This is a genomic window from Pseudomonas sp. WS 5078 (genome assembly GCF_012985745.1).
In the GTDB taxonomy this organism is placed as follows: Bacteria; Pseudomonadota; Gammaproteobacteria; order Pseudomonadales; family Pseudomonadaceae; genus Aquipseudomonas; species Aquipseudomonas lundensis_A.
The window spans coordinates 75,730-92,848 of record NZ_JAAQWX010000007.1 but is presented as its reverse complement, the minus strand read 5'-3'; the positions used below and the strand labels follow the sequence as shown (position 1 = coordinate 92,848).

Here is a 17,119-nt window from a genome sequence, read left to right as displayed (position 1 = left end):
ATTTTGCCAGACCCGGGCGTCGACCGAGAGCTATGTCAGACATTCATTCCACATCGATAGGCTTTATCGCACCGATTAGCGATTTTGGCCGTCACAATTCGCAAATCACGGGCAGCGTCAATCACCTGTGGAAGGACTTCTACGCCCAGGCATTGGTCGAGCAGTCCGGTACTGACGAATGTTTAGCGCTCGAAACCGAGCCGCTTGAGGTGGAGGAAGACGTCGAACCACGCGGTGGGAGTGACCTGCTGAGCAACATCGTGACGCAGCGCCATTGCGAGGTGAAAGATACCGAATTGCGCCCGCCCGAAGCGCTGTTCTTACCGATCGCCGAATTCGAGCTGGATTTGCTGCCGCCCATTGCCAAGCCGTATCCACCGGATGAGCTGTTTGCCCAACAGCAGCAACAAGACTTCGACAGCCACTGGGTGCGTCCACTGGTGATGGCGGCCGGTCATCCATTGCCTGAGCCGGGCCCGGCCCCCGCGCCGCGTCCGCTGCATCTGCCGATTGCCGAGTTCGAGCTGGACTTGCTGGACAAACCCGCCGAACCGTTCGATGCCATGACGCTGATTGAACAGCAGCGGGCCATGGACTTCGATCTGGCATGGGCACGTCCGCTGATCGTCAACAACCTGCGCCTGGCCGCTTAAAGCAGCCCCAACTGTTCGGTGGTTTGCGGGGCATACAGCGTTGGCAATGCAGGCAAGCCCGGTAAACGTTCGCTTAATTGCGCGTGAAAACGCCGCGCCAGCTCAGGCGCCAGGTGATTGTCTGGCGTATGAAGAAACACATAGGGCGTACGCCCCTCCTCGATCCAGCCCGCCACTTTTTCAATCCACGGCACTAAAAACTCATCGTTGGCGTGCAGTTCAGGCCGGCCAATGAAGCGCACCTGCGGGCATTGGGTAAAGGCTGCCGGCCGGGGTGGCACGCGCGGCTTCTTCGATTGGGCGTGAAGCACTGCAGGGTCGGTCGAAGTGCAACTGAACAGCGCACGGGAATCAAGGCAGATGCGCTCCACCCCCCGGTCCATCAACACGCGATTGAGCACCCGTTCAGCGTCACCGCGTTCGAAGAACGCCGGATGACGCACCTCCACCGCCAATGGCCGCTCCAGCGCGTCTATAAAGCTCACCAGCTCGGCAAGACGCTGAGGGCCGAAGCTCGCTGGCAGTTGCAGCCACAGCGGGGCGACACGCGCTCCCAGCGGCTGCATGAGCTGCAAGAAGTCATCCACGGCGGCTTGTTGAGTGCGCAAATCACCGCCATGGCTTATTTCACGTGGAAACTTGGCGGTAAAGCGGAAGTGTTCGGGCAAGCTCTGCACCCAGCGCTCGACAGTGCTGGGCTTGGGGTTGGCATAGAACGTGGTGTTGCCCTCGACGGCGTTGAACACGTGGGCGTACAGGCTGAGAAACTCCGTAGAGCGGGCATTCTGCGGGTACAGGCCTTCGCGCCAGGTGTTATCACTCCAGGACGGGCAACCAAGGTAATACGGGAGTAAAGGGTGAGTCATGGCTCAAATGTACAGGTCCAGCCCCAGCACTTCGGTGTCCCACTCAACAAAACCGGCGGTGGTCAGGTAGCTGGTGAGGGCGCTGGCGACTTTTCTGTTCATGACGCGCTGAAAAATCATGTCTTGCTGACGCGCAGGCACTTGGCTGACACGTTCGCCCGAGGACGATCCACGCGAAGGTTGCGGGGCGTTTTCGAAGACGATTTCACTGTCTTCCACCGACTCGTCAACCTGCGCGCTGCCTTTACGCGGCTTGCGCTTGATCGGGTAGGACTGTGAGGAAAAGCCGTCTATTCGCATGGCTGCAAGCTCGGTAGCAATGATGGCAATTTAGCGGCACCGGCCGAACTAAGCAATTGCCCAAGTGAACACTAGACTGCAAAACCCCGAAAAGGTTTAAAACCCGCTATCGATCAGTGTAGATGCTGGCGGACCGGGGCATAGGCCACGCGTGTTTCCAGGAGGTTGGGCGGGTGCGTTGCACCCGAGCGCCATGCAAACAAGGGGGCCGTTCAGGGGCGGGCTTTGGGGGTCGCGACTTTGTCGCGCAGGTACACCGGCTGTGCATCGTCGGCGACGATGGCTTCACCACGGGCCCAGGCAAAACGGGCCAGGGTCAACAGGTCTTCAGCGTGTGGCAACATGCCCGCCTCCATGGCGTATGGCTTGAGGCTCAGGCGGTCGGCGTAGCCCCAACCGGTGCCCGCGCCGAACCAGTCGCCGCTGGCGCCCTCAGGCAAGTGTGCCGCTTCAGGCGCCAGTACCGCTTCAGCCCCCACCAGGCGCATCTCACCCGCGTCTTCGCGGTAGCACCCCCAATACACTTCATCCATACGCGCATCAATCGCGGCCGCTACTTGAGTGGCACCGTGCTCACGGTGGGCGCGCTGTGCCAGCACCGCCAGGTTCGAGATGGGCAATACCGGGCGGTCCAGCGCAAATGCCAGGCCCTGAACCACACCGATGGCAATCCGCACGCCGGTAAACGCGCCCGGCCCACGACCGAACGCAATCGCGTCGACCGCCGACAATTCAACGCCCGCTTCAGCCAGCAAGGTCTGGATCATCGGCAACAGCTTTTGCGCATGCAGGCGCGGGATGACCTCGTAGTGGCTCGTGACCTTGCCATCGTGCAGCAAGGCAACAGAGCAAGCTTCAGTCGCGGTATCCAGGGCCAGCAAGGTGCTCATCGGTGTTCCCGTCAGAATCAAAATTTAAAAAGTGCCGCAGTATAAACAACAACAGCCCGCAAGCGGGCTGTTGTCTCAGAGCAAATCGACGATCAGCTCAGTGCTGCAAGCACCTTGGCGGTGATGGCTTCAACCGAACCCACACCTTCAACGTGGCTGTACTTCGGCTTGCCGTTGGCCGCGGCAAGCTTCTGGTAGAACTCCACCAGCGGCTTGGTCTGAGAGTGGTAAACCGACAGACGATGACGCACGGTTTCTTCGGTATCGTCTTTACGCTGAACCAGATCGTCACCGGTCACGTCGTCTTTGCCTTCCGCTTTAGGCGGGTTGTAGACGATGTGGTACACACGGCCCGAAGCTTCGTGGACACGACGACCAGCAATGCGCTGAACGATTTCTTCGTCTTCTACGGCGATTTCCAGCACATGGTCCAGTTCAACACCGGCTTTGACCAGGGCTTCAGCTTGCGGAATGGTGCGCGGGAAGCCGTCAAACAGGAAACCGTTTTTGCAGTCTTGCTGGCTGATACGCTCTTTCACCAGGTTGATGATCAAGTCGTCGGAGACCAGACCACCGCTGTCCATGACGCTCTTGGCGATCAGGCCCAGCTCGGTACCGGCCTTCACAGCTGCGCGCAGCATGTCGCCTGTGGAGATTTGCGGGATGCCAAATTTTTCAGTGATGAACTTTGCCTGAGTACCTTTACCGGCCCCGGGAGCTCCCAGCAGAATGACGCGCATCGATGTGCTCCTCAAATTTTTTATTTAAATGACAACAGACTCGCCTCTTTGGGCCAATCTCAGAATCGGGTGATGGCCATCAAAATGGCCAAGGGCTGACCAAGATACACAGCAGGCCCGGCCCACACAAGACAGCAAAAGTAGGAAAAATCAGAGGCTGATACGCCCTTGCGACGGGGTGTCACAGGTCGCTACCTCACAATAAAGTGTCGCGCCCCAAACGCAGCAGCAGAAGATCCGGCCTCTGCCGCACACGCTGGGGCACACCAACTGAACCGGCTTTTTTCTTAACCGGTGTTACGCAAGCCCGCTGCAATTCCGGCCACAGTTACCAACAATGCCTGTTCCAGAGGGCTGTCTTGCGCGGCCTCCTGACGTCGCGAACGCGCCAGTAATTCGGCCTGCAACAGATGCAGCGGATCCAGGTAAGTGTTACGCAAGCGTATGAATTCCAAGGTTTCAGGGCTGTGCGCCATGAGTTGCGACTGCCCGGTCAAACCCAATACCACGCCACACGCCTGCGACAATAAGTCGCGCAAGTGCGCACCCAACGGCAGCAGTTCAGGGCTCACCAAACGTTCGTCATACAGCCGGGCGATATCCGCATCGGCCTTGGCCAACACCATCTCCAGCATGTCGATGCGGGTGCGGAAAAACGGCCACTGCTCGCGCATCTGTGCTAACTGCTGGCCCTCACCGCGCTCAAGGGCATTGTTGAGCGCCGTTTCCCAACCCAGCCAGGCGGGCAGCATCAGGCGCGTTTGCGTCCAGCCGAAAATCCACGGGATTGCCCGCAAGCTTTCAATTCCGCCCGCACGCCGTTTGGCCGGACGGCTGCCCAATGGCAAACGGCCGAGTTCCTGCTCCGGGGTGGACTGACGAAAATACTCAACGAACTGCGGATTGTCCCTCACCACCGCGCGATAGGCTTTCACCCCGTCGGCGGCCAATTCGTCCATCAGCACACGCCAGCCCGGTTCAGGTAAGGGGGGTGGCAATAAGGTCGCTTCGAGCACGGCGGCCAGGTACAGGTTGAGGTTTTGCTCTGCGATATCGGGCAGACCAAATTTGAAGCGGATCATCTCCCCCTGTTCCGTGGTGCGGAAACGGCCTGCTACCGACCCCGGCGGTTGCGACAAAATCGCCGCATGCGCCGGACCGCCACCACGTCCCACGGTGCCACCACGGCCATGGAACAACAGCAATTCGACGTGTTGATCGCGGCAGATGTTGACCAGCGTTTCTTGCGCCCGATACTGCGCCCAGGCCGCTGCTGTGGTCCCTGCATCCTTGGCCGAATCGGAATAACCAATCATCACTTCTTGCGGCCCCTGCAACCGCGAACGGTAGCCGGGCAATAGCAACAGACGCTCTATGACCGGGCCGGCATTGTCCAGGTCGGCCAACGTTTCGAACAAGGGTACAACCCGCATGGGGTGTTCCAGCCCCGCCTCTTTAAGAAGCAACTGCACCGCCAGCACATCCGAGGCGGCGCCGGCCATCGAGATGACATAAGACCCCAGCGAAGCCCCCGGCGCGGCGGCGACTTCCTTGCACGTGGCCAGCACTTGCGCCGTCTCGGCACCTGGTTTGAAATAGCCCGGCAGCAAAGGCCGACGGTTGGCCAGTTCACGAATCAGGAAGGTCAGGCGCGTGTCTTCATCCCAGTCTTCGTAACGCCCAAGCCCCAGGTAATCGGTAATTTCAGTCATTGCCGAGGCATGTCGCGCCGCGTCCTGACGGACATCCAGGCGCACCAAAAACAACCCGAACGTCACGGCACGCCGCAAGAAATCAAGCAACGGGCCCTGCGCAATCACTCCCATGCCGCAGGCATGCAGCGATTGATAACACAGCTGCAACGGTGCCAGCAGATCACCGTTGTCATGCAACACGCCGTCGGGCGCCGGTTGGTTCACGCTCAACGAACCGTGCGCCCAGTTTCGCGTAATGCGCAGACGCTCACGCAGCTGTTTTAGCACTGCCCGATAGGGTTCGGCACTGTCCCCGGCCGCGGCCAGCAAGTCGGGCGTGGCCTGTTGCATCGATAAGTCGGCGGCCAGTTTATCGAGGTCACGCAAGTACAGATCGGCGGCCATCCAGCGGGCCAGCAACAACACTTCGCGGGTAACACTGGCCGTTACATTCGGGTTGCCATCACGATCCCCACCCATCCACGAGGCAAAACGGATCGGTGCGGCATCCAGCGGTAAATGCTGCCCCGTGGCTGCGTGCAAAGCTTCGCTAGCCTTGCGCATCATGTTCGGCACGGCCTGCCACAGCGAATGCTCAATGACCGCGAACCCCCATTTGGCCTCATCAACCGGCGTAGGGCGGGTGCGGCGGATTTCTTCGGTGTGCCACGCTTCGGCAATCAGCCGTTGCAGGCGCTGCTCAATGTGGGATTTTTCACTGCGGGTCAGGTCGCGATGATCTTGTGCGGCCAGTTGCGCAGCAATCGCATCGTACTTTTGAATCAGCGTGCGGCGCGTCACTTCAGTCGGGTGCGCCGTGAGCACCAGCTCGATTTGCAACGTGCTGACTTGTTGCGCCAGTGATTCAGGGCTGTGCCCTTCGGCCAGCAAGCGTTCGAGCAAGGTAGGCAAGACCAGGGCTTCAAAGGGTTCGGGCTGGCCCTCTTCGCGGCGATGAATGAGCTCGTACTGCTCCGCAATATTGGCCAGGTTCAAAAACTGGTTGAAGGCGCGTGCCACCGGCAGCACTTCTTCATCACTCAAGTCCCCGAGGATCGTGCTCAATTCTTCGCCGGTGGTACCACGGCGGTCGTCCTTGGCGCCCTGACGAATGCGCTCGATCTTGGCGAGAAACGCTTCGCCGTACTGGTCACGGATCGTATTCCCCAACAACTCACCCAACAGGTGAACGTCATCGCGCAAGCGTGCATCAATATCGGTCATCAGCAATTTCTCCAGCGGTATCCGGGGACAGCTCCTGCCTCAAGAGTGCGTCGCAAGCGCCCTCCGTGGCAAGCCGCAAGGCGGATAAAAAGAGTCGCTGGCTGACGCGTTTCAGCACAGTCTGGACGATGGCACTTTAATACCCCCTTGCGCCCGGCAAACCCTTACGGCGCCTCGCGTACGCTCTAAGTCGGGGCTTTTGCCCAAGTGCTCAACCTTGAAAACACCTGACTGAGCAGTCACAAGTTTTTAGGCAATCTGCCACCTTTTTTTTTGAACTATTCAAAAATCGCTTCGGTCACACCCAGTAACCATCACTGCCGGGGCAGGGAAATCAACACTCCGGGTGACATCACAGGCAATCCTGTTTGACGCCACTGACGTGATGGAATTTGAAGTTTTTCAGGAGTTACCTAATGGAGTTGAAGACCATGATGACCCGCACTGTCAAAACCACCTCACCTCGCCTGCGCGGGCTAAAACTGGCTGCGCTGGCAATCGGTACCAGCTTCGTTCTGGCCGGTTGTGCTGGCAATCCACCCTCGGAGCAATACGCAGTGACTCAATCGGCGGTGAATAACGCCGTGAGCGCTGGCGGTACTGAATACGCCCCGGTTGAAATGAAGGCTGCGCAAGACAAGCTCAAGCAAGCCGAGCTGGCCATGCACGATAAGAACTACAAGGACGCCAAGCGTCTGGCTGAACAAGCCGAGTGGGACGCCCGTGTAGCCGAGCGTAAAGCCCAGGCCGCCAAAGCCGAGAAGGCCGCTCAGGATGCTCAGAAAGCCGTTCAGCAACTGCGTCAGGAAGGCATGCGCCCGCTGCAGTAAGTCGCCTTTTTTGACTGCGGCTGACGACACAGCATTCCTCATCGATAGAAAGGACTAAATATTATGCGCAATACCGTACTGATCCCTGCCCTCCTGGCTCTAAGCGTTGGCCTGGCGGCGTGCTCGCACCAGCCAAACGTGAACCTGGAAAATGCCAAGACCAATTTCTCGGCCCTGCAAACCAACCCTGAAGCGACCAAAGTCGCAGCGTTGGAAACCAAAGACGCCAGCGAGTGGCTGGACAAAGCGCAGAAGGCTTACCTGGACAAAGAAGACGAGTCCACGGTTGACCAGTTGGCTTACCTGACCAACCAGCGTGTTGAAGTGGCCAAGCAAACCATCGCGTTGCGCACTGCTGAAAACAAAATCAAAAACGCTGGCTCCGACCGCGCTCAAGCGCTGCTGGATGCCCGTGATGCACAAATCAAGCAACTGCGTGGCCTGAACGCCAAGCAAACCGAGCGCGGTACGCTGGTAACGTTCGGCGACGTACTGTTTGATTTCGATCAGGCAAGCCTGAAGGCCAACAGCCGTGACAGCGTCACCACGCTGGCCAACTACCTGATCAAAAACCCTGACCGCAAAGTGATTGTTGAAGGCTATACCGATAGCAAAGGGTCGGCCTCTTACAACCAGGGCCTGTCCGAACGTCGCGCCAATGCGGTTAAAAACGCACTGGTACGCGCCGGTGTCGAACCTTCGCGCATCGTCGCGCAGGGCTATGGCAAGGAATACCCGGTTGCCGATAACGCTAGCAGCTCTGGCCGTGCCCAGAACCGTCGCGTTGAAGTGACCATCTCCAACGACAACCAGCCAGTCGCGCCGCGTTCGTCGATGTAGTAAGCCGTACGCGTAAACACAAAAGCCCCGCCTGAGTCATCAGGCGGGGCTTTTTGCTGCGTGCGTTAGAGCGCCGCGACGTTACTGTTCCAGTTTCGGGGTTTCCTGACCCAGGCAGTGAACGGCTTGCTTTTTGTTGTTGACCAGCACGCCGGTCAGGCCTTTTTGCTCGGTGTCGAACAGCACGATGATACCGTCCACGCACTGGGCAACCTGATTGGCCGGAGTCAGAGAGATTTTGTAATCCTCACCCGGAATCGTCTTGAGCATGGTGAAGTCGTTGAGCAGCAACGCATCTTCCGGTTTGGCGAAATGCAGGTAGCCGTAGTACCACAGGGCGCCTACGGTGCCGATGATGGTGCAAATACCGGTAATGATCAGCGGGATAGCGTTACGTTCTTCACTCATGGTTGGCTCTCTGGTTCAACGTTTTTCGAATTCGGGGGGGGGGCGGGGTAATTGGGGATTTCACCCAAGCGCCTCACGCCCGTGAAATGTTGCGGGTCTTGCAGGTAGCGCAGCATGACCTCGCGCCAGGTCGGGTCGCCAAAGGTCTGCACATGCCCGCCACGGGTCAGTTGCAACACCTTGGGCGGGGGCGCAGCTTGATACAGCCGGATGCCATTGGAAAGCGGCACAACCGGATCGTCCACGCTGTGGAAGATCAACAAGGGCACACCCTCCAGGTTCGCGATGGCATATAAGGCGCTGTCCGCGTCCGGCACCAGCCAGGACAGCGGCACTTGCAGCGGCCAGGTCAGCCACGACGTGCTCAGGGCAAACTGCCCCACTTCGCGGTAACTGGCGGGCACTCCGTCGAGCACCATGGCGCTGACACGTGCGCGTTGCGCCGGGTGTTCACTCAAGTAATGAACCGCCATCGCCCCGCCAAGGCTCTGCCCCAACACAATCAGCGGCTGGCCGTTGACCGATGGCTCTTTTTGCACCCAGTCAAAGGCCGCGTCGATGTCCTGGTACACCTCAGGCAACCGGGGCGAGCCTTGTGACAATCCGTAACCGCGATAGTCGAGCATCAGCACCTGATAGCCCTGTGCAGGCAGCCAGGCTGTGGCGCCCAAGTGATAAGCCAGGTTGCCGCCGTTACCATGCAGGTGCAGCACCGTGCCTTTGAGCGGTACGCCGGGCTTGGCAGGCAGCCACCAGCCGTGGAGCCGTGTGCCATCAGCGGCGGTCAATGTCACATCGCGGTAGTCCAGCCCCGCCACCGTCGGCGTGATTGGCTGGCCAGGTTCCGGATAAAACAGCAGGGAGCTGCATCCGCTGAGTGCCAGCAGCAGCCAGCATGCAGCCAGGGTTTTGATCAAACGAGCCACCATGTGTAAATGCGCCGTCGCTGTCGAGGTTCGAGCGGCCTTGAACCCGCTTAGAGGATGTTGGAGTAATCCGCTTCGATCCGGTCCAGGCTCAAGTGGTTGAGGAAGTTGGAGAAGCACATCCAGGCCGCCAGTGCGTTCATGTCGCGGAACTGCTCCGGCAGGTACTTGGGCGCAACCACCAGGCCTTCGTCGACCAGTTGGCGCAGGGTCCGCATGTCTTCCAGCGTGGTTTTGCCACAAAACAGCAGCGGCACTTGTTCCAGCTTGCCTTTACGCACGGCCAGCTGAATGTAGTTGTAAACCATGATGAAGCCCTTGAGGTAGGACAAGTCTTTGGTAAATGGCAGGCCATTTGGCACCGAGCCACGGAAAACCCGACTCGCATTGCCGTAGCTTTCCGGCATTTCAAAGCCTTGCTCACGGAAGAATTCATACACCTGCATGAAGTCCGCGCCCTCCTCCACCATATGAATGGCGCGGGTGCGGTTGGTCAATTTGCGCAGGCGACTCGGGTAGGAAGCAAACGTGATGATCTCCATCAAAATGGCCAGGCCTTCCTGAGTGACCGTCGACGAGGGCGGACCTTTGGCGAGGAACGTACAGATCGGCTGGTTAAGGCCATTGAGCGTAGTGCCCACATGCACCAGCCCTTCGTGGACCTCAAGCGCACGCACGTCGCGGTGGTTGAACATCGCATCGGTGCGGATCTTGATGTAATCGGCACCCGCCGCCGCATCCGCGACAATGCCGTCAGACTCAAACACCCGGATGGTTTCTTCGGCCTCGCCAAATACCTTGTTCAGCCGCGTTTGCAACAGGTGCACGGCGTCTTTGGCAGTCAGGGTTTTAGCTTCGTCCTTGAGCGCACCGCGGTCGTCGATGTTGTCCAGGTAGTCAGACATCATCAACCCCAGGTCCGCCAGCGTCGGGTCGCCCGCATGAAACGCATCGGACGCAGCGCCATACAGCTCTTGCGAGATCAGCCCGAAATCTTCGGTGCCGCGCGCTTCGAGCATGCGCACCACCATGCGGTACTCCTTGCACATGCGGCGCATGATTTGCCCGACCGGGTTGAACTGGCCCAACTGGCGAGTGATATCACGTTCGATGTTCTGAAATTCGAGCTTCACGGCGCCCGAATCGAAAGACAACGGCCGCCCCAGGTAATAATCCCGATCAACCGCTGGCATTTGTTTGCCCTTGGCCTTGAGAAACCCCTGACGGATGCTGTCGTCCCACTTCACCGCATCCAACACGCGGATCGGGGTCTGAGCCAGCACGATGCGGTCTGACAATGTGCGAATCGTGCGCTGGTAATCGTCCACCCGGTGCTCCTTGAAAAAGGCGGTTACTTGGCCGCGCGCTGATAGCGGGCGGTTTCGACAAAGACGTCGGAGTTGGCCGGGTCATCCAGGTAAGCAAAGACTGTAGACGATGGACTGTCGATCTGAACGCCTGCGCCTTCGGGGGTTTCAACCGTGTCGCCGGCCAACGCCGACTGGCCGATGGCCTGACGGATTTGCTCAAGGTCCAGCTCGTAAATCACCAGCTCGCCCCCGTCGGTCAATTCAAACCCGTTCAGCGTGAAATTACCGCCCAGTTTGGCCGGTACGGCTGCCGAGGCGTACCAGCGGTTGCCGTGTTTGGCGACGATGAATCGGTAGCGTTGACGCGCCTTGGGTTCACCTTTGGGGTACACCTCGGCCTGATAGTGGGTTTTATCGATGGCACTGATGCTCAGGCGTCGCGCCTGCCCCCAGGCATCCTTGCTGGTCCATTTGCCGAGCAGTGCCTGAGGCGCCGTTTGCGCCTCCAGCGGCGCTTGCTTGAACGTCACCAGACAGCCGTTCAACAGTAAACACGCCACCGCCAACAGCATTACACGCCAACCTTTCATGCCTGCATCCTTCTATAGAGCGGCCAACACCAAGTGCATGTAGCGCGTAAGGATAGCGAGCCTTTGTGCATCGGCTGCTGGCTGCGCGCCATTAAGTAGGGCCTGATATTCCATCCGACCGATAATCGCCGTCAAGACATTGGCATCGTGCTGCGGCTGTTTGGAGCCCAGAACTTGAAAGATCTGACACGTACCCTGCAGAAAAATCTGCTCGTGGGCCCGCACCAGCACCGCCAGCCGGGGGTTAAGCAGGGCCGCCTGATGAAACGCCTGCTCGGCGCGCAACTGATCGCGTCGGGTCATCAACTGGTGCTCAACATAGTTCGCGGTCATGGCGGCAATCTCATCCGCCAGTTGCGAGCGCGACTGCGGACTGCCATCACCATACGCCACCAGTTCGCGCAGCTTGCCTTCGGTGCTTTGCCATAACTTGGCCATAAAGGCGGCACTGCGTTCGACATACTGCGCAAAGGTGTCGTTGATCAGGTCATCAATGTCCTTGAAGTAATACGTGGTAGCCGACAGTGGCACCCCGGCTTCGGCAGCGACCGCCCGGTGCCGGACGCCACGTACACCGTCGCGCACCACGATACGCATGGCCGCATCCAGAATCATTTGCCGACGCTGTTCACTGCCATGGCGACTGGCTTTGCGGCCCTGGTATTGAACACTCTCGGCCACCGCAGTGGCGACATCGACGACACCCGTTTGAGCCTTGGCAAGGTTCACGAAGGTTTCCTTTGAAGAAGACGAAAAAAGCCTGAAAACCGCAGGCACCGGGTTTACCACAACGTTGGCGCCGCACGCCGTTTCACGGGGCATCCTTGTACGACAGGCAATAAAAAGCCGCCCTGAACGGCGGCTTCTTATTCAGCATCGTTACGCTTGCGGGCGCATGTGCGGGAACAGGATCACATCGCGGATCGACGGGGAGTTGGTCAGCAGCATCACCAGACGGTCGATGCCGATACCTTCACCTGCCGTTGGCGGCATGCCGTATTCCAGTGCACGCACGAAGTCGGCGTCGTAGTGCATGGCTTCGTCGTCACCGGCGTCTTTGTCGGCCACTTGTGCCATGAAGCGCTCTGCCTGGTCTTCCGCGTCGTTCAACTCGGAATAGGCGTTGGCGATTTCACGGCCACCGATGAACAACTCGAAACGGTCAGTCACGTTCGGGTTTTCATCGTTGCGACGGGCCAGCGGGGACACTTCGAACGGGTACTGCGTGATGAAGTGCGGCTGTTCCAGCTTGTGCTCAACCAGCTCTTCGAAAATCATCACCTGCAGCTTGCCCAGACCTTCAAAGCCCAACACCTTGGCGCCAGCCTTTTTAGCAATGGCACGGGCCTTGTCGATGTCGTTCAGGTCGTCAGCGGTCAACTCGGGGTTGTACTTGAGGATCGAGTCGAACACAGACAGACGCACAAACGGTTCACCGAAGTGGAACACTTTGTCGCCGTACGGCACATCGGTGCTGCCCAGAACCAGCTGCGCCAGCTCGCGGAACAGCTCTTCGGTCAGGTCCATGTTGTCTTCGTAGTCGGCATACGCCTGGTAGAACTCAAGCATGGTGAATTCTGGGTTGTGGCGCGTCGAAACCCCTTCGTTACGGAAGTTACGGTTGATTTCGAAGACTTTCTCGAAGCCGCCAACCACCAGACGCTTGAGGTACAACTCAGGCGCGATACGCAGGAACATTTCCATGTCCAGCGCGTTGTGGTGAGTTTCAAACGGCTTGGCTGCCGCACCGCCCGGAATGGTTTGCAACATTGGTGTTTCGACTTCAAGGAAGTCGCGCGCCATCAGGAAGTTGCGGATATGCGCGATGACTTGCGAACGCACACGGAAAGTGTGGCGCACGTCTTCGTTGACGATCAGGTCAACGTAACGCTGGCGATAACGTTGCTCGGTGTCGGTCAGGCCGTGGTGCTTGTCGGGCAGCGGACGCAAGGATTTGGTCAGCAGGCGCACGTGGGTCATTTCAACGTACAGGTCGCCTTTGCCGGAGCGGGCCAGGGTGCCTTCGGCGGCGATGATGTCGCCCAGGTCCCAGGTTTTGACTTCGGCCAGGGTTTCTTCCGGCAGGGTCTTGCGGTTGACATAGACCTGGATGCGACCGGTCATGTCCTGAATCACCATGAACGAACCACGGTTAAGCATGATGCGACCCGCAACCTTGACCGGGATGGCGGCTTCAGCCAGCTCTTCCTTGGTCGCTTCGGCGTACTTCTTCTGCAGGTCGGCGCAGTAGCTGTCACGACGGAAATCATTCGGGAAGGCATTGCCTTTGGCGCGCTCGGCAGCAAGTTTTTCCTTGCGCAGGGCGATCAGGGCGTTTTCTTCCTGTTGCAAATCTTGCGGGTCGAGTTGTTGGTCGCTCATGTTTTAAAAATTCCATCACAGGTTCGTTGCCCCCGCCTTGCGGCAGGGGGAAGCGGGCTTCGGCGCGCCGTCAAGGCATCGCGTCAGCTGCGCACTTTACGTTTGTTGCGCGACTTACAGCCCTTGTTTCAGGCTGGCCACCAGGTACTCGTCGATGTCGCCGTCGAGCACTTTGTCGCAATCGCTGCGCTCGATGTTGGTACGCAAATCCTTGATGCGCGAAGCGTCAAGTACGTACGAGCGGATCTGGTGACCCCAGCCGATGTCGGACTTGGTGTCTTCCAGGGCCTGGGAAGCGGCGTTGCGCTTCTGGATTTCCTGCTCGTAGAGACGTGCCCGCAACATTTTCATCGCGGTGTCTTTGTTTGCGTGCTGGGAACGTTCGTTCTGGCAGCTCACCACGGTGTTGGTCGGAACGTGGGTAATACGCACGGCCGAGTCAGTGGTGTTTACGTGCTGACCACCCGCACCGGAGGAACGATAGGTGTCGATCCGCAGGTCCGAGGGGTTGATGTCGATTTCGATGTTGTCGTCGATTTCCGGCGAAACGAACACGGCCGAGAATGAGGTATGACGACGGTTGCCCGAGTCGTACGGGCTTTTGCGAACCAGACGATGGACGCCGATCTCGGTGCGCAACCAACCGAAGGCGTACTCGCCTTTGATGTGCACGGTCGCACCTTTGATCCCGGCCACTTCACCGGCGGACAATTCCATGATGGTGGCATCGAAGCCGCGCTTGTCGGCCCAACGCAAATACATCCGCAACAGGATATTGGCCCAGTCTTGCGCTTCGGTGCCACCAGAGCCTGCCTGAATGTCCAGGTAAGCGTTGTTGGCGTCCATCTCGCCACTGAACATGCGGCGGAATTCGAGTTTTTCAAGGGACTCGCGCAGGCGTTCGACTTCAGCCGACACGTCATCTACAGCGGCCTGGTCTTCTTCCTCGGCGGCCATCAGCAGCAGGTCCTTGGCATCCGCCAGGCCTGTGTGCATCTCGTCGAGGGTTTCTACAATTTGCGCCAGCAGGGAGCGCTCGCGCCCCAGTTCCTGGGCGTACGAAGGGTTGTTCCAGACACTCGGATCTTCAAGCTCGCGATTGACCTCGGTCAGACGCTCATGCTTTTGATCGTAGTCAAAGATACCCCCGAATGGTTTCGGAGCGCTCTGACAGGTCCTTGATGCTGTTAAGGATTGGGTTGATTTCCATGGCTGGCGGCACTCGTAGGCGATTTTTACAAAGCCAAAGAGTATACCGAAAATATACCGTTACAGCAGCCCGCCCAGCGGGGTAATGCAGGCCAATTGCCGCAGCCTGTCAGCGTTATCGGCCGTAGGTATACCCTTCGCCTTGCCAACCCTTCTCATGGCGCAACTTGGGAAAAATCTCCCAATTTAAAGGAAACGGACTACACGCCTGCGCATTGCACATCAAACCTGGCTCGCTATACCTAAAACAACAGCGCCACGAACACCCCCCTCGCCTGCGCCTTTGCACGCGCACGGGTTAACCCTGCGGACACACCAGGAGCATGACGATGAATAACCCGAGGCTTAGCCCGCACGGCTTTCAACGCAACTCACGGCATGTGAACAAACGCAACCTTGAACTGCTGCTGTCATTCGCCACCCCACAGGGCAATCTGCTGGACATCGGCTGCGGCACCGGCAACAGCCTGTTGTTTGTGGACGCCAACAATATCGAATATTACGTTGGCATCGATCACTCCAAAGACAAGATCGCCTACGCCAACCTGGTGCATGCCGCACCGAACGTGCGCTTCATCGTCAGCGACTTTCTGGACTGCAACCTTGAACGCCTGCCGGTCTTTGATGCGGTGGTGTGTGCCGGTTGCCTGCAAGGCTTCGTGCCCAACGAACAAGCCGTAATCGACAAGCTGTCGTCAGTGGTCAAACCGGGCGGTCAGGTGTTTTTATCCTGCGCGTTCGATTTCGATTACTTGCCCGATGAGCGCTTCATTCAGGAGCGGGCGCTGATGGAAATTCGCCATCAATACCCCTGTATCAGCGAACCCGTGGTGTTTGATGATTTCCGGCTCAGCCGCAGTGCCCTGCTGGACACACTGAACGACTTTGAAATCATCCGCTCACAGCGCATTGAAGAAACCGTTGAATTCGAAAACCTCAACGATTTCAGGGACTGGCATTGGGGGGCGAGCGCGAAGGTGCGCAACCAGTTTGACGAAACTATCCGTGAGCAGGCCATCACTGACTATTACCAGACGCTTTATACCCACTATTGCGCGGGGCGCTATAAAACGGCGTATTCCTCAGGCCTGATGTTGCTCAGAAAAAGACGCGCGTGAAGGCTTTCAAACGGTATCGCCGCAAGCGAAGTAACAGGCTGCGACAAGCGCCGCACCTGGCTTTTCAAGTCGCGGCGACAGGCACCGGCGGTGTCTGTTACTCGATGCCGACCTGATTACGGCCATTGTTTTTAGCCAGATAAAGGCCTTTGTCGGCCGCCGAAATCAACTCTCGGCAGTTGCCGCTGTGCTGCGGGGTCATGGTGGCCAGACCGATGCTGATGGTCAGGCTGCTGCCGTCGGCCGGAGCAATGTGCGGGATTTTGAGCGCCGCCACAGCCTGACGCAGCTTTTCAGCCACCAGCCGTGCACCGCCTTGAGAGGTGTTGGGCAATACAATCGCAAACTCCTCCCCCCCGTAACGCGCCGGCAAGTCCGAAGGCCGGCAGCTGGCATCACGGATCGACGCGGCCACTTTGCGTAGGGCTTCGTCGCCGTCCAGATGACCAAAGGTGTCGTTGTAGGACTTGAAGTAATCCACGTCGATCATCAGCAATGACAACTGGGTTTGCTCACGCAGGGCCCGGCGCCATTCCAGTTCCAGGTATTCATCGAAGTGGCGGCGATTGGACAGTCCGGTCAAGCCGTCTGAATTCATCAGGCGCTGCAACACCAGATTGGTGTCCAACAGTTGCTGCTGGCTGACCCGCAGTGCGCGGTAGGCAGCATCGCGTTGTAACAGCGTCATGTAGGAGCGCGAGTGATAGCGAATGCGGGCCACCAGCTCAATGTTGTCCGGCAGTTTCACCAGGTAGTCGTTGGCGCCCGCTGCAAAGGCTGCACTCTTGATCAGCGGGTCTTCCTTGGTCGACAACACGATGATCGGGATATCTTTGGTGGCCGGGTGGTTGCGGTATTCGCGCACCAGCGTCAAACCATCGAGCCCAGGCATGACCAGGTCTTGCAAAATCACCGTCGGCTTGATGCGAATGGCCTGGGCAATGGCATCGTGCGGGTCGGCGCAAAAGTGAAAGTCGATGTTCTGCTCAAGGGCCAGGCCCCGGCGCACGGCTTCGCCGATCATCGCCTGATCGTCCACCAGCAATACCATGGCGGCGTTTTCGTCAGTTTTGACGTCGTCCATCTGCAAGTCATTCATGCGCGTTCACCTGAATTACCACCTTCAAGCCAGTCCTGCC

The 17,119-nt window shown here is 58.6% G+C and carries 17 protein-coding genes; 4 read left to right on the top strand and 13 right to left on the bottom strand.

Annotation, left to right across the window (positions count from 1 at the left end; translation table 11 throughout):
- Positions 1-32 precede the first annotated feature (32 nt).
- The gene (locus tag HBN68_RS11575) at positions 33-653 is read left to right on the top strand and encodes an energy transducer TonB (protein WP_094992445.1); all 621 of its coding nucleotides are present in this window, start codon (positions 33-35) and stop codon (positions 651-653) included.
- On the opposite strand, the gene HBN68_RS11570 is transcribed toward HBN68_RS11575, so the two are convergent.
- The 5 genes from HBN68_RS11570 to ppc form a co-directional block, all read right to left on the bottom strand.
- Positions 650-1,519 (bottom strand): DUF72 domain-containing protein, encoded by an 870-nt coding sequence (locus HBN68_RS11570; RefSeq protein ID WP_094992446.1) that lies wholly within the window; start codon positions 1,517-1,519, stop codon positions 650-652. The two genes, HBN68_RS11575 and HBN68_RS11570, sit on opposite strands and share 4 nt — an antisense overlap.
- Before the next feature lie 3 nt (positions 1,520-1,522).
- Entirely contained in the window at positions 1,523-1,819 is a 297-nt protein-coding gene (locus HBN68_RS11565) for a hypothetical protein (protein WP_094992447.1), read from the bottom strand.
- 212 nt (positions 1,820-2,031) lie between these two features.
- The gene (gene tsaB, locus HBN68_RS11560) at positions 2,032-2,709 is read right to left on the bottom strand and encodes a tRNA (adenosine(37)-N6)-threonylcarbamoyltransferase complex dimerization subunit type 1 TsaB (protein ID WP_094992448.1); all 678 of its coding nucleotides are present in this window, start codon (positions 2,707-2,709) and stop codon (positions 2,032-2,034) included.
- Positions 2,710-2,801: 92 nt separating this feature from the next.
- Entirely contained in the window at positions 2,802-3,449 is a 648-nt protein-coding gene (adk, locus tag HBN68_RS11555) for an adenylate kinase (protein WP_094992449.1), read from the bottom strand.
- A gap of 287 nt (positions 3,450-3,736) precedes the next feature.
- The gene (gene ppc / locus HBN68_RS11550; protein WP_169964168.1) at positions 3,737-6,367 is read right to left on the bottom strand and encodes a phosphoenolpyruvate carboxylase; all 2,631 of its coding nucleotides are present in this window, start codon (positions 6,365-6,367) and stop codon (positions 3,737-3,739) included.
- A 431-nt stretch (positions 6,368-6,798) separates the two neighbouring features.
- Here ppc and HBN68_RS11545 point away from each other — a divergent pair, with 431 nt between their 5' ends.
- The gene (locus HBN68_RS11545) at positions 6,799-7,197 is read left to right on the top strand and encodes a DUF4398 domain-containing protein (protein WP_169964270.1); all 399 of its coding nucleotides are present in this window, start codon (positions 6,799-6,801) and stop codon (positions 7,195-7,197) included.
- 63 nt (positions 7,198-7,260) lie between these two features.
- The gene (locus tag HBN68_RS11540; RefSeq protein WP_169964167.1) at positions 7,261-8,037 is read left to right on the top strand and encodes an OmpA family protein; all 777 of its coding nucleotides are present in this window, start codon (positions 7,261-7,263) and stop codon (positions 8,035-8,037) included.
- Positions 8,038-8,118: 81 nt separating this feature from the next.
- On the opposite strand, the gene HBN68_RS11535 is transcribed toward HBN68_RS11540, so the two are convergent.
- The 7 genes from HBN68_RS11535 to prfB all read right to left on the bottom strand — a co-directional run bounded on the left by HBN68_RS11535 (position 8,119) and on the right by prfB (position 14,863).
- Complete coding sequence (locus HBN68_RS11535; protein WP_169964165.1) at positions 8,119-8,445, bottom strand: hypothetical protein; 327 nt, start codon at positions 8,443-8,445, stop codon at positions 8,119-8,121.
- Positions 8,442-9,359, bottom strand: a complete 918-nt coding sequence (locus tag HBN68_RS11530) for an alpha/beta hydrolase (protein WP_169964268.1) — start codon at positions 9,357-9,359, stop codon at positions 8,442-8,444. Before HBN68_RS11530 ends, HBN68_RS11535 begins: the two co-directional genes overlap by 4 nt.
- Positions 9,360-9,421: 62 nt before the next feature.
- Entirely contained in the window at positions 9,422-10,699 is a 1,278-nt protein-coding gene (locus HBN68_RS11525) for a flavohemoglobin expression-modulating QEGLA motif protein (RefSeq protein ID WP_047295153.1), read from the bottom strand.
- 23 nt (positions 10,700-10,722) lie between these two features.
- Positions 10,723-11,271 carry a hypothetical protein gene (locus HBN68_RS11520; protein WP_094992454.1) on the bottom strand — a complete coding sequence of 183 codons (549 nt, stop codon included), beginning with the start codon at positions 11,269-11,271 and terminating at the stop codon, positions 10,723-10,725.
- A 12-nt stretch (positions 11,272-11,283) separates the two neighbouring features.
- Positions 11,284-12,000: a TetR family transcriptional regulator gene (locus HBN68_RS11515; RefSeq protein ID WP_346010207.1), complete on the bottom strand. Its 717-nt coding sequence runs from the start codon at positions 11,998-12,000 to the stop codon at positions 11,284-11,286.
- Between the two features lie 150 nt (positions 12,001-12,150).
- Positions 12,151-13,653, bottom strand: coding sequence for a lysine--tRNA ligase (lysS, locus tag HBN68_RS11510; protein WP_047277273.1), 1,503 nt, complete (start codon positions 13,651-13,653; stop codon positions 12,151-12,153).
- Positions 13,654-13,767: 114 nt separating this feature from the next.
- A protein-coding gene (gene prfB, locus HBN68_RS11505; RefSeq protein ID WP_097191388.1) for a peptide chain release factor 2 occupies positions 13,768-14,863 on the bottom strand; the annotation gives its coding sequence in 2 pieces (ribosomal slippage) (positions 13,768-14,790 and positions 14,792-14,863; 1,095 coding nt in all).
- Between the two features lie 328 nt (positions 14,864-15,191).
- On the opposite strand from prfB, the gene HBN68_RS11500 reads away from it, so the two are divergent.
- A complete protein-coding gene (locus tag HBN68_RS11500; protein ID WP_169964161.1) occupies positions 15,192-15,980 on the top strand; it encodes a class I SAM-dependent methyltransferase in 789 nt (262 codons plus the stop codon).
- A 97-nt stretch (positions 15,981-16,077) separates the two neighbouring features.
- On the opposite strand, the gene HBN68_RS11495 is transcribed toward HBN68_RS11500, so the two are convergent.
- Entirely contained in the window at positions 16,078-17,079 is a 1,002-nt protein-coding gene (locus tag HBN68_RS11495) for a PleD family two-component system response regulator (RefSeq protein WP_094992457.1), read from the bottom strand.
- Between the last annotated feature and the right edge of the window lie 40 nt (positions 17,080-17,119).

Bases quoted from the DNA above. Each gene is read 5' to 3' on its own strand.
- HBN68_RS11575 (WP_094992445.1), top strand. From the start codon at position 33: ATGTCAGACATTCATTCCACATCGATAGGCTTTATCGCACCGATTAGC.
- HBN68_RS11570 (WP_094992446.1), bottom strand. From the start codon at position 1,519: ATGACTCACCCTTTACTCCCGTATTACCTTGGTTGCCCGTCCTGGAGT.
- HBN68_RS11565 (WP_094992447.1), bottom strand. From the start codon at position 1,819: ATGCGAATAGACGGCTTTTCCTCACAGTCCTACCCGATCAAGCGCAAG.
- tsaB (WP_094992448.1), bottom strand. From the start codon at position 2,709: ATGAGCACCTTGCTGGCCCTGGATACCGCGACTGAAGCTTGCTCTGTT.
- adk (WP_094992449.1), bottom strand. From the start codon at position 3,449: ATGCGCGTCATTCTGCTGGGAGCTCCCGGGGCCGGTAAAGGTACTCAG.
- ppc (WP_169964168.1), bottom strand. From the start codon at position 6,367: ATGACCGATATTGATGCACGCTTGCGCGATGACGTTCACCTGTTGGGT.
- HBN68_RS11545 (WP_169964270.1), top strand. From the start codon at position 6,799: ATGATGACCCGCACTGTCAAAACCACCTCACCTCGCCTGCGCGGGCTA.
- HBN68_RS11540 (WP_169964167.1), top strand. From the start codon at position 7,261: ATGCGCAATACCGTACTGATCCCTGCCCTCCTGGCTCTAAGCGTTGGC.
- HBN68_RS11535 (WP_169964165.1), bottom strand. From the start codon at position 8,445: ATGAGTGAAGAACGTAACGCTATCCCGCTGATCATTACCGGTATTTGC.
- HBN68_RS11520 (WP_094992454.1), bottom strand. From the start codon at position 11,271: ATGAAAGGTTGGCGTGTAATGCTGTTGGCGGTGGCGTGTTTACTGTTG.
- lysS (WP_047277273.1), bottom strand. From the start codon at position 13,653: ATGAGCGACCAACAACTCGACCCGCAAGATTTGCAACAGGAAGAAAAC.
- HBN68_RS11500 (WP_169964161.1), top strand. From the start codon at position 15,192: ATGAATAACCCGAGGCTTAGCCCGCACGGCTTTCAACGCAACTCACGG.
- HBN68_RS11495 (WP_094992457.1), bottom strand. From the start codon at position 17,079: ATGAATGACTTGCAGATGGACGACGTCAAAACTGACGAAAACGCCGCC.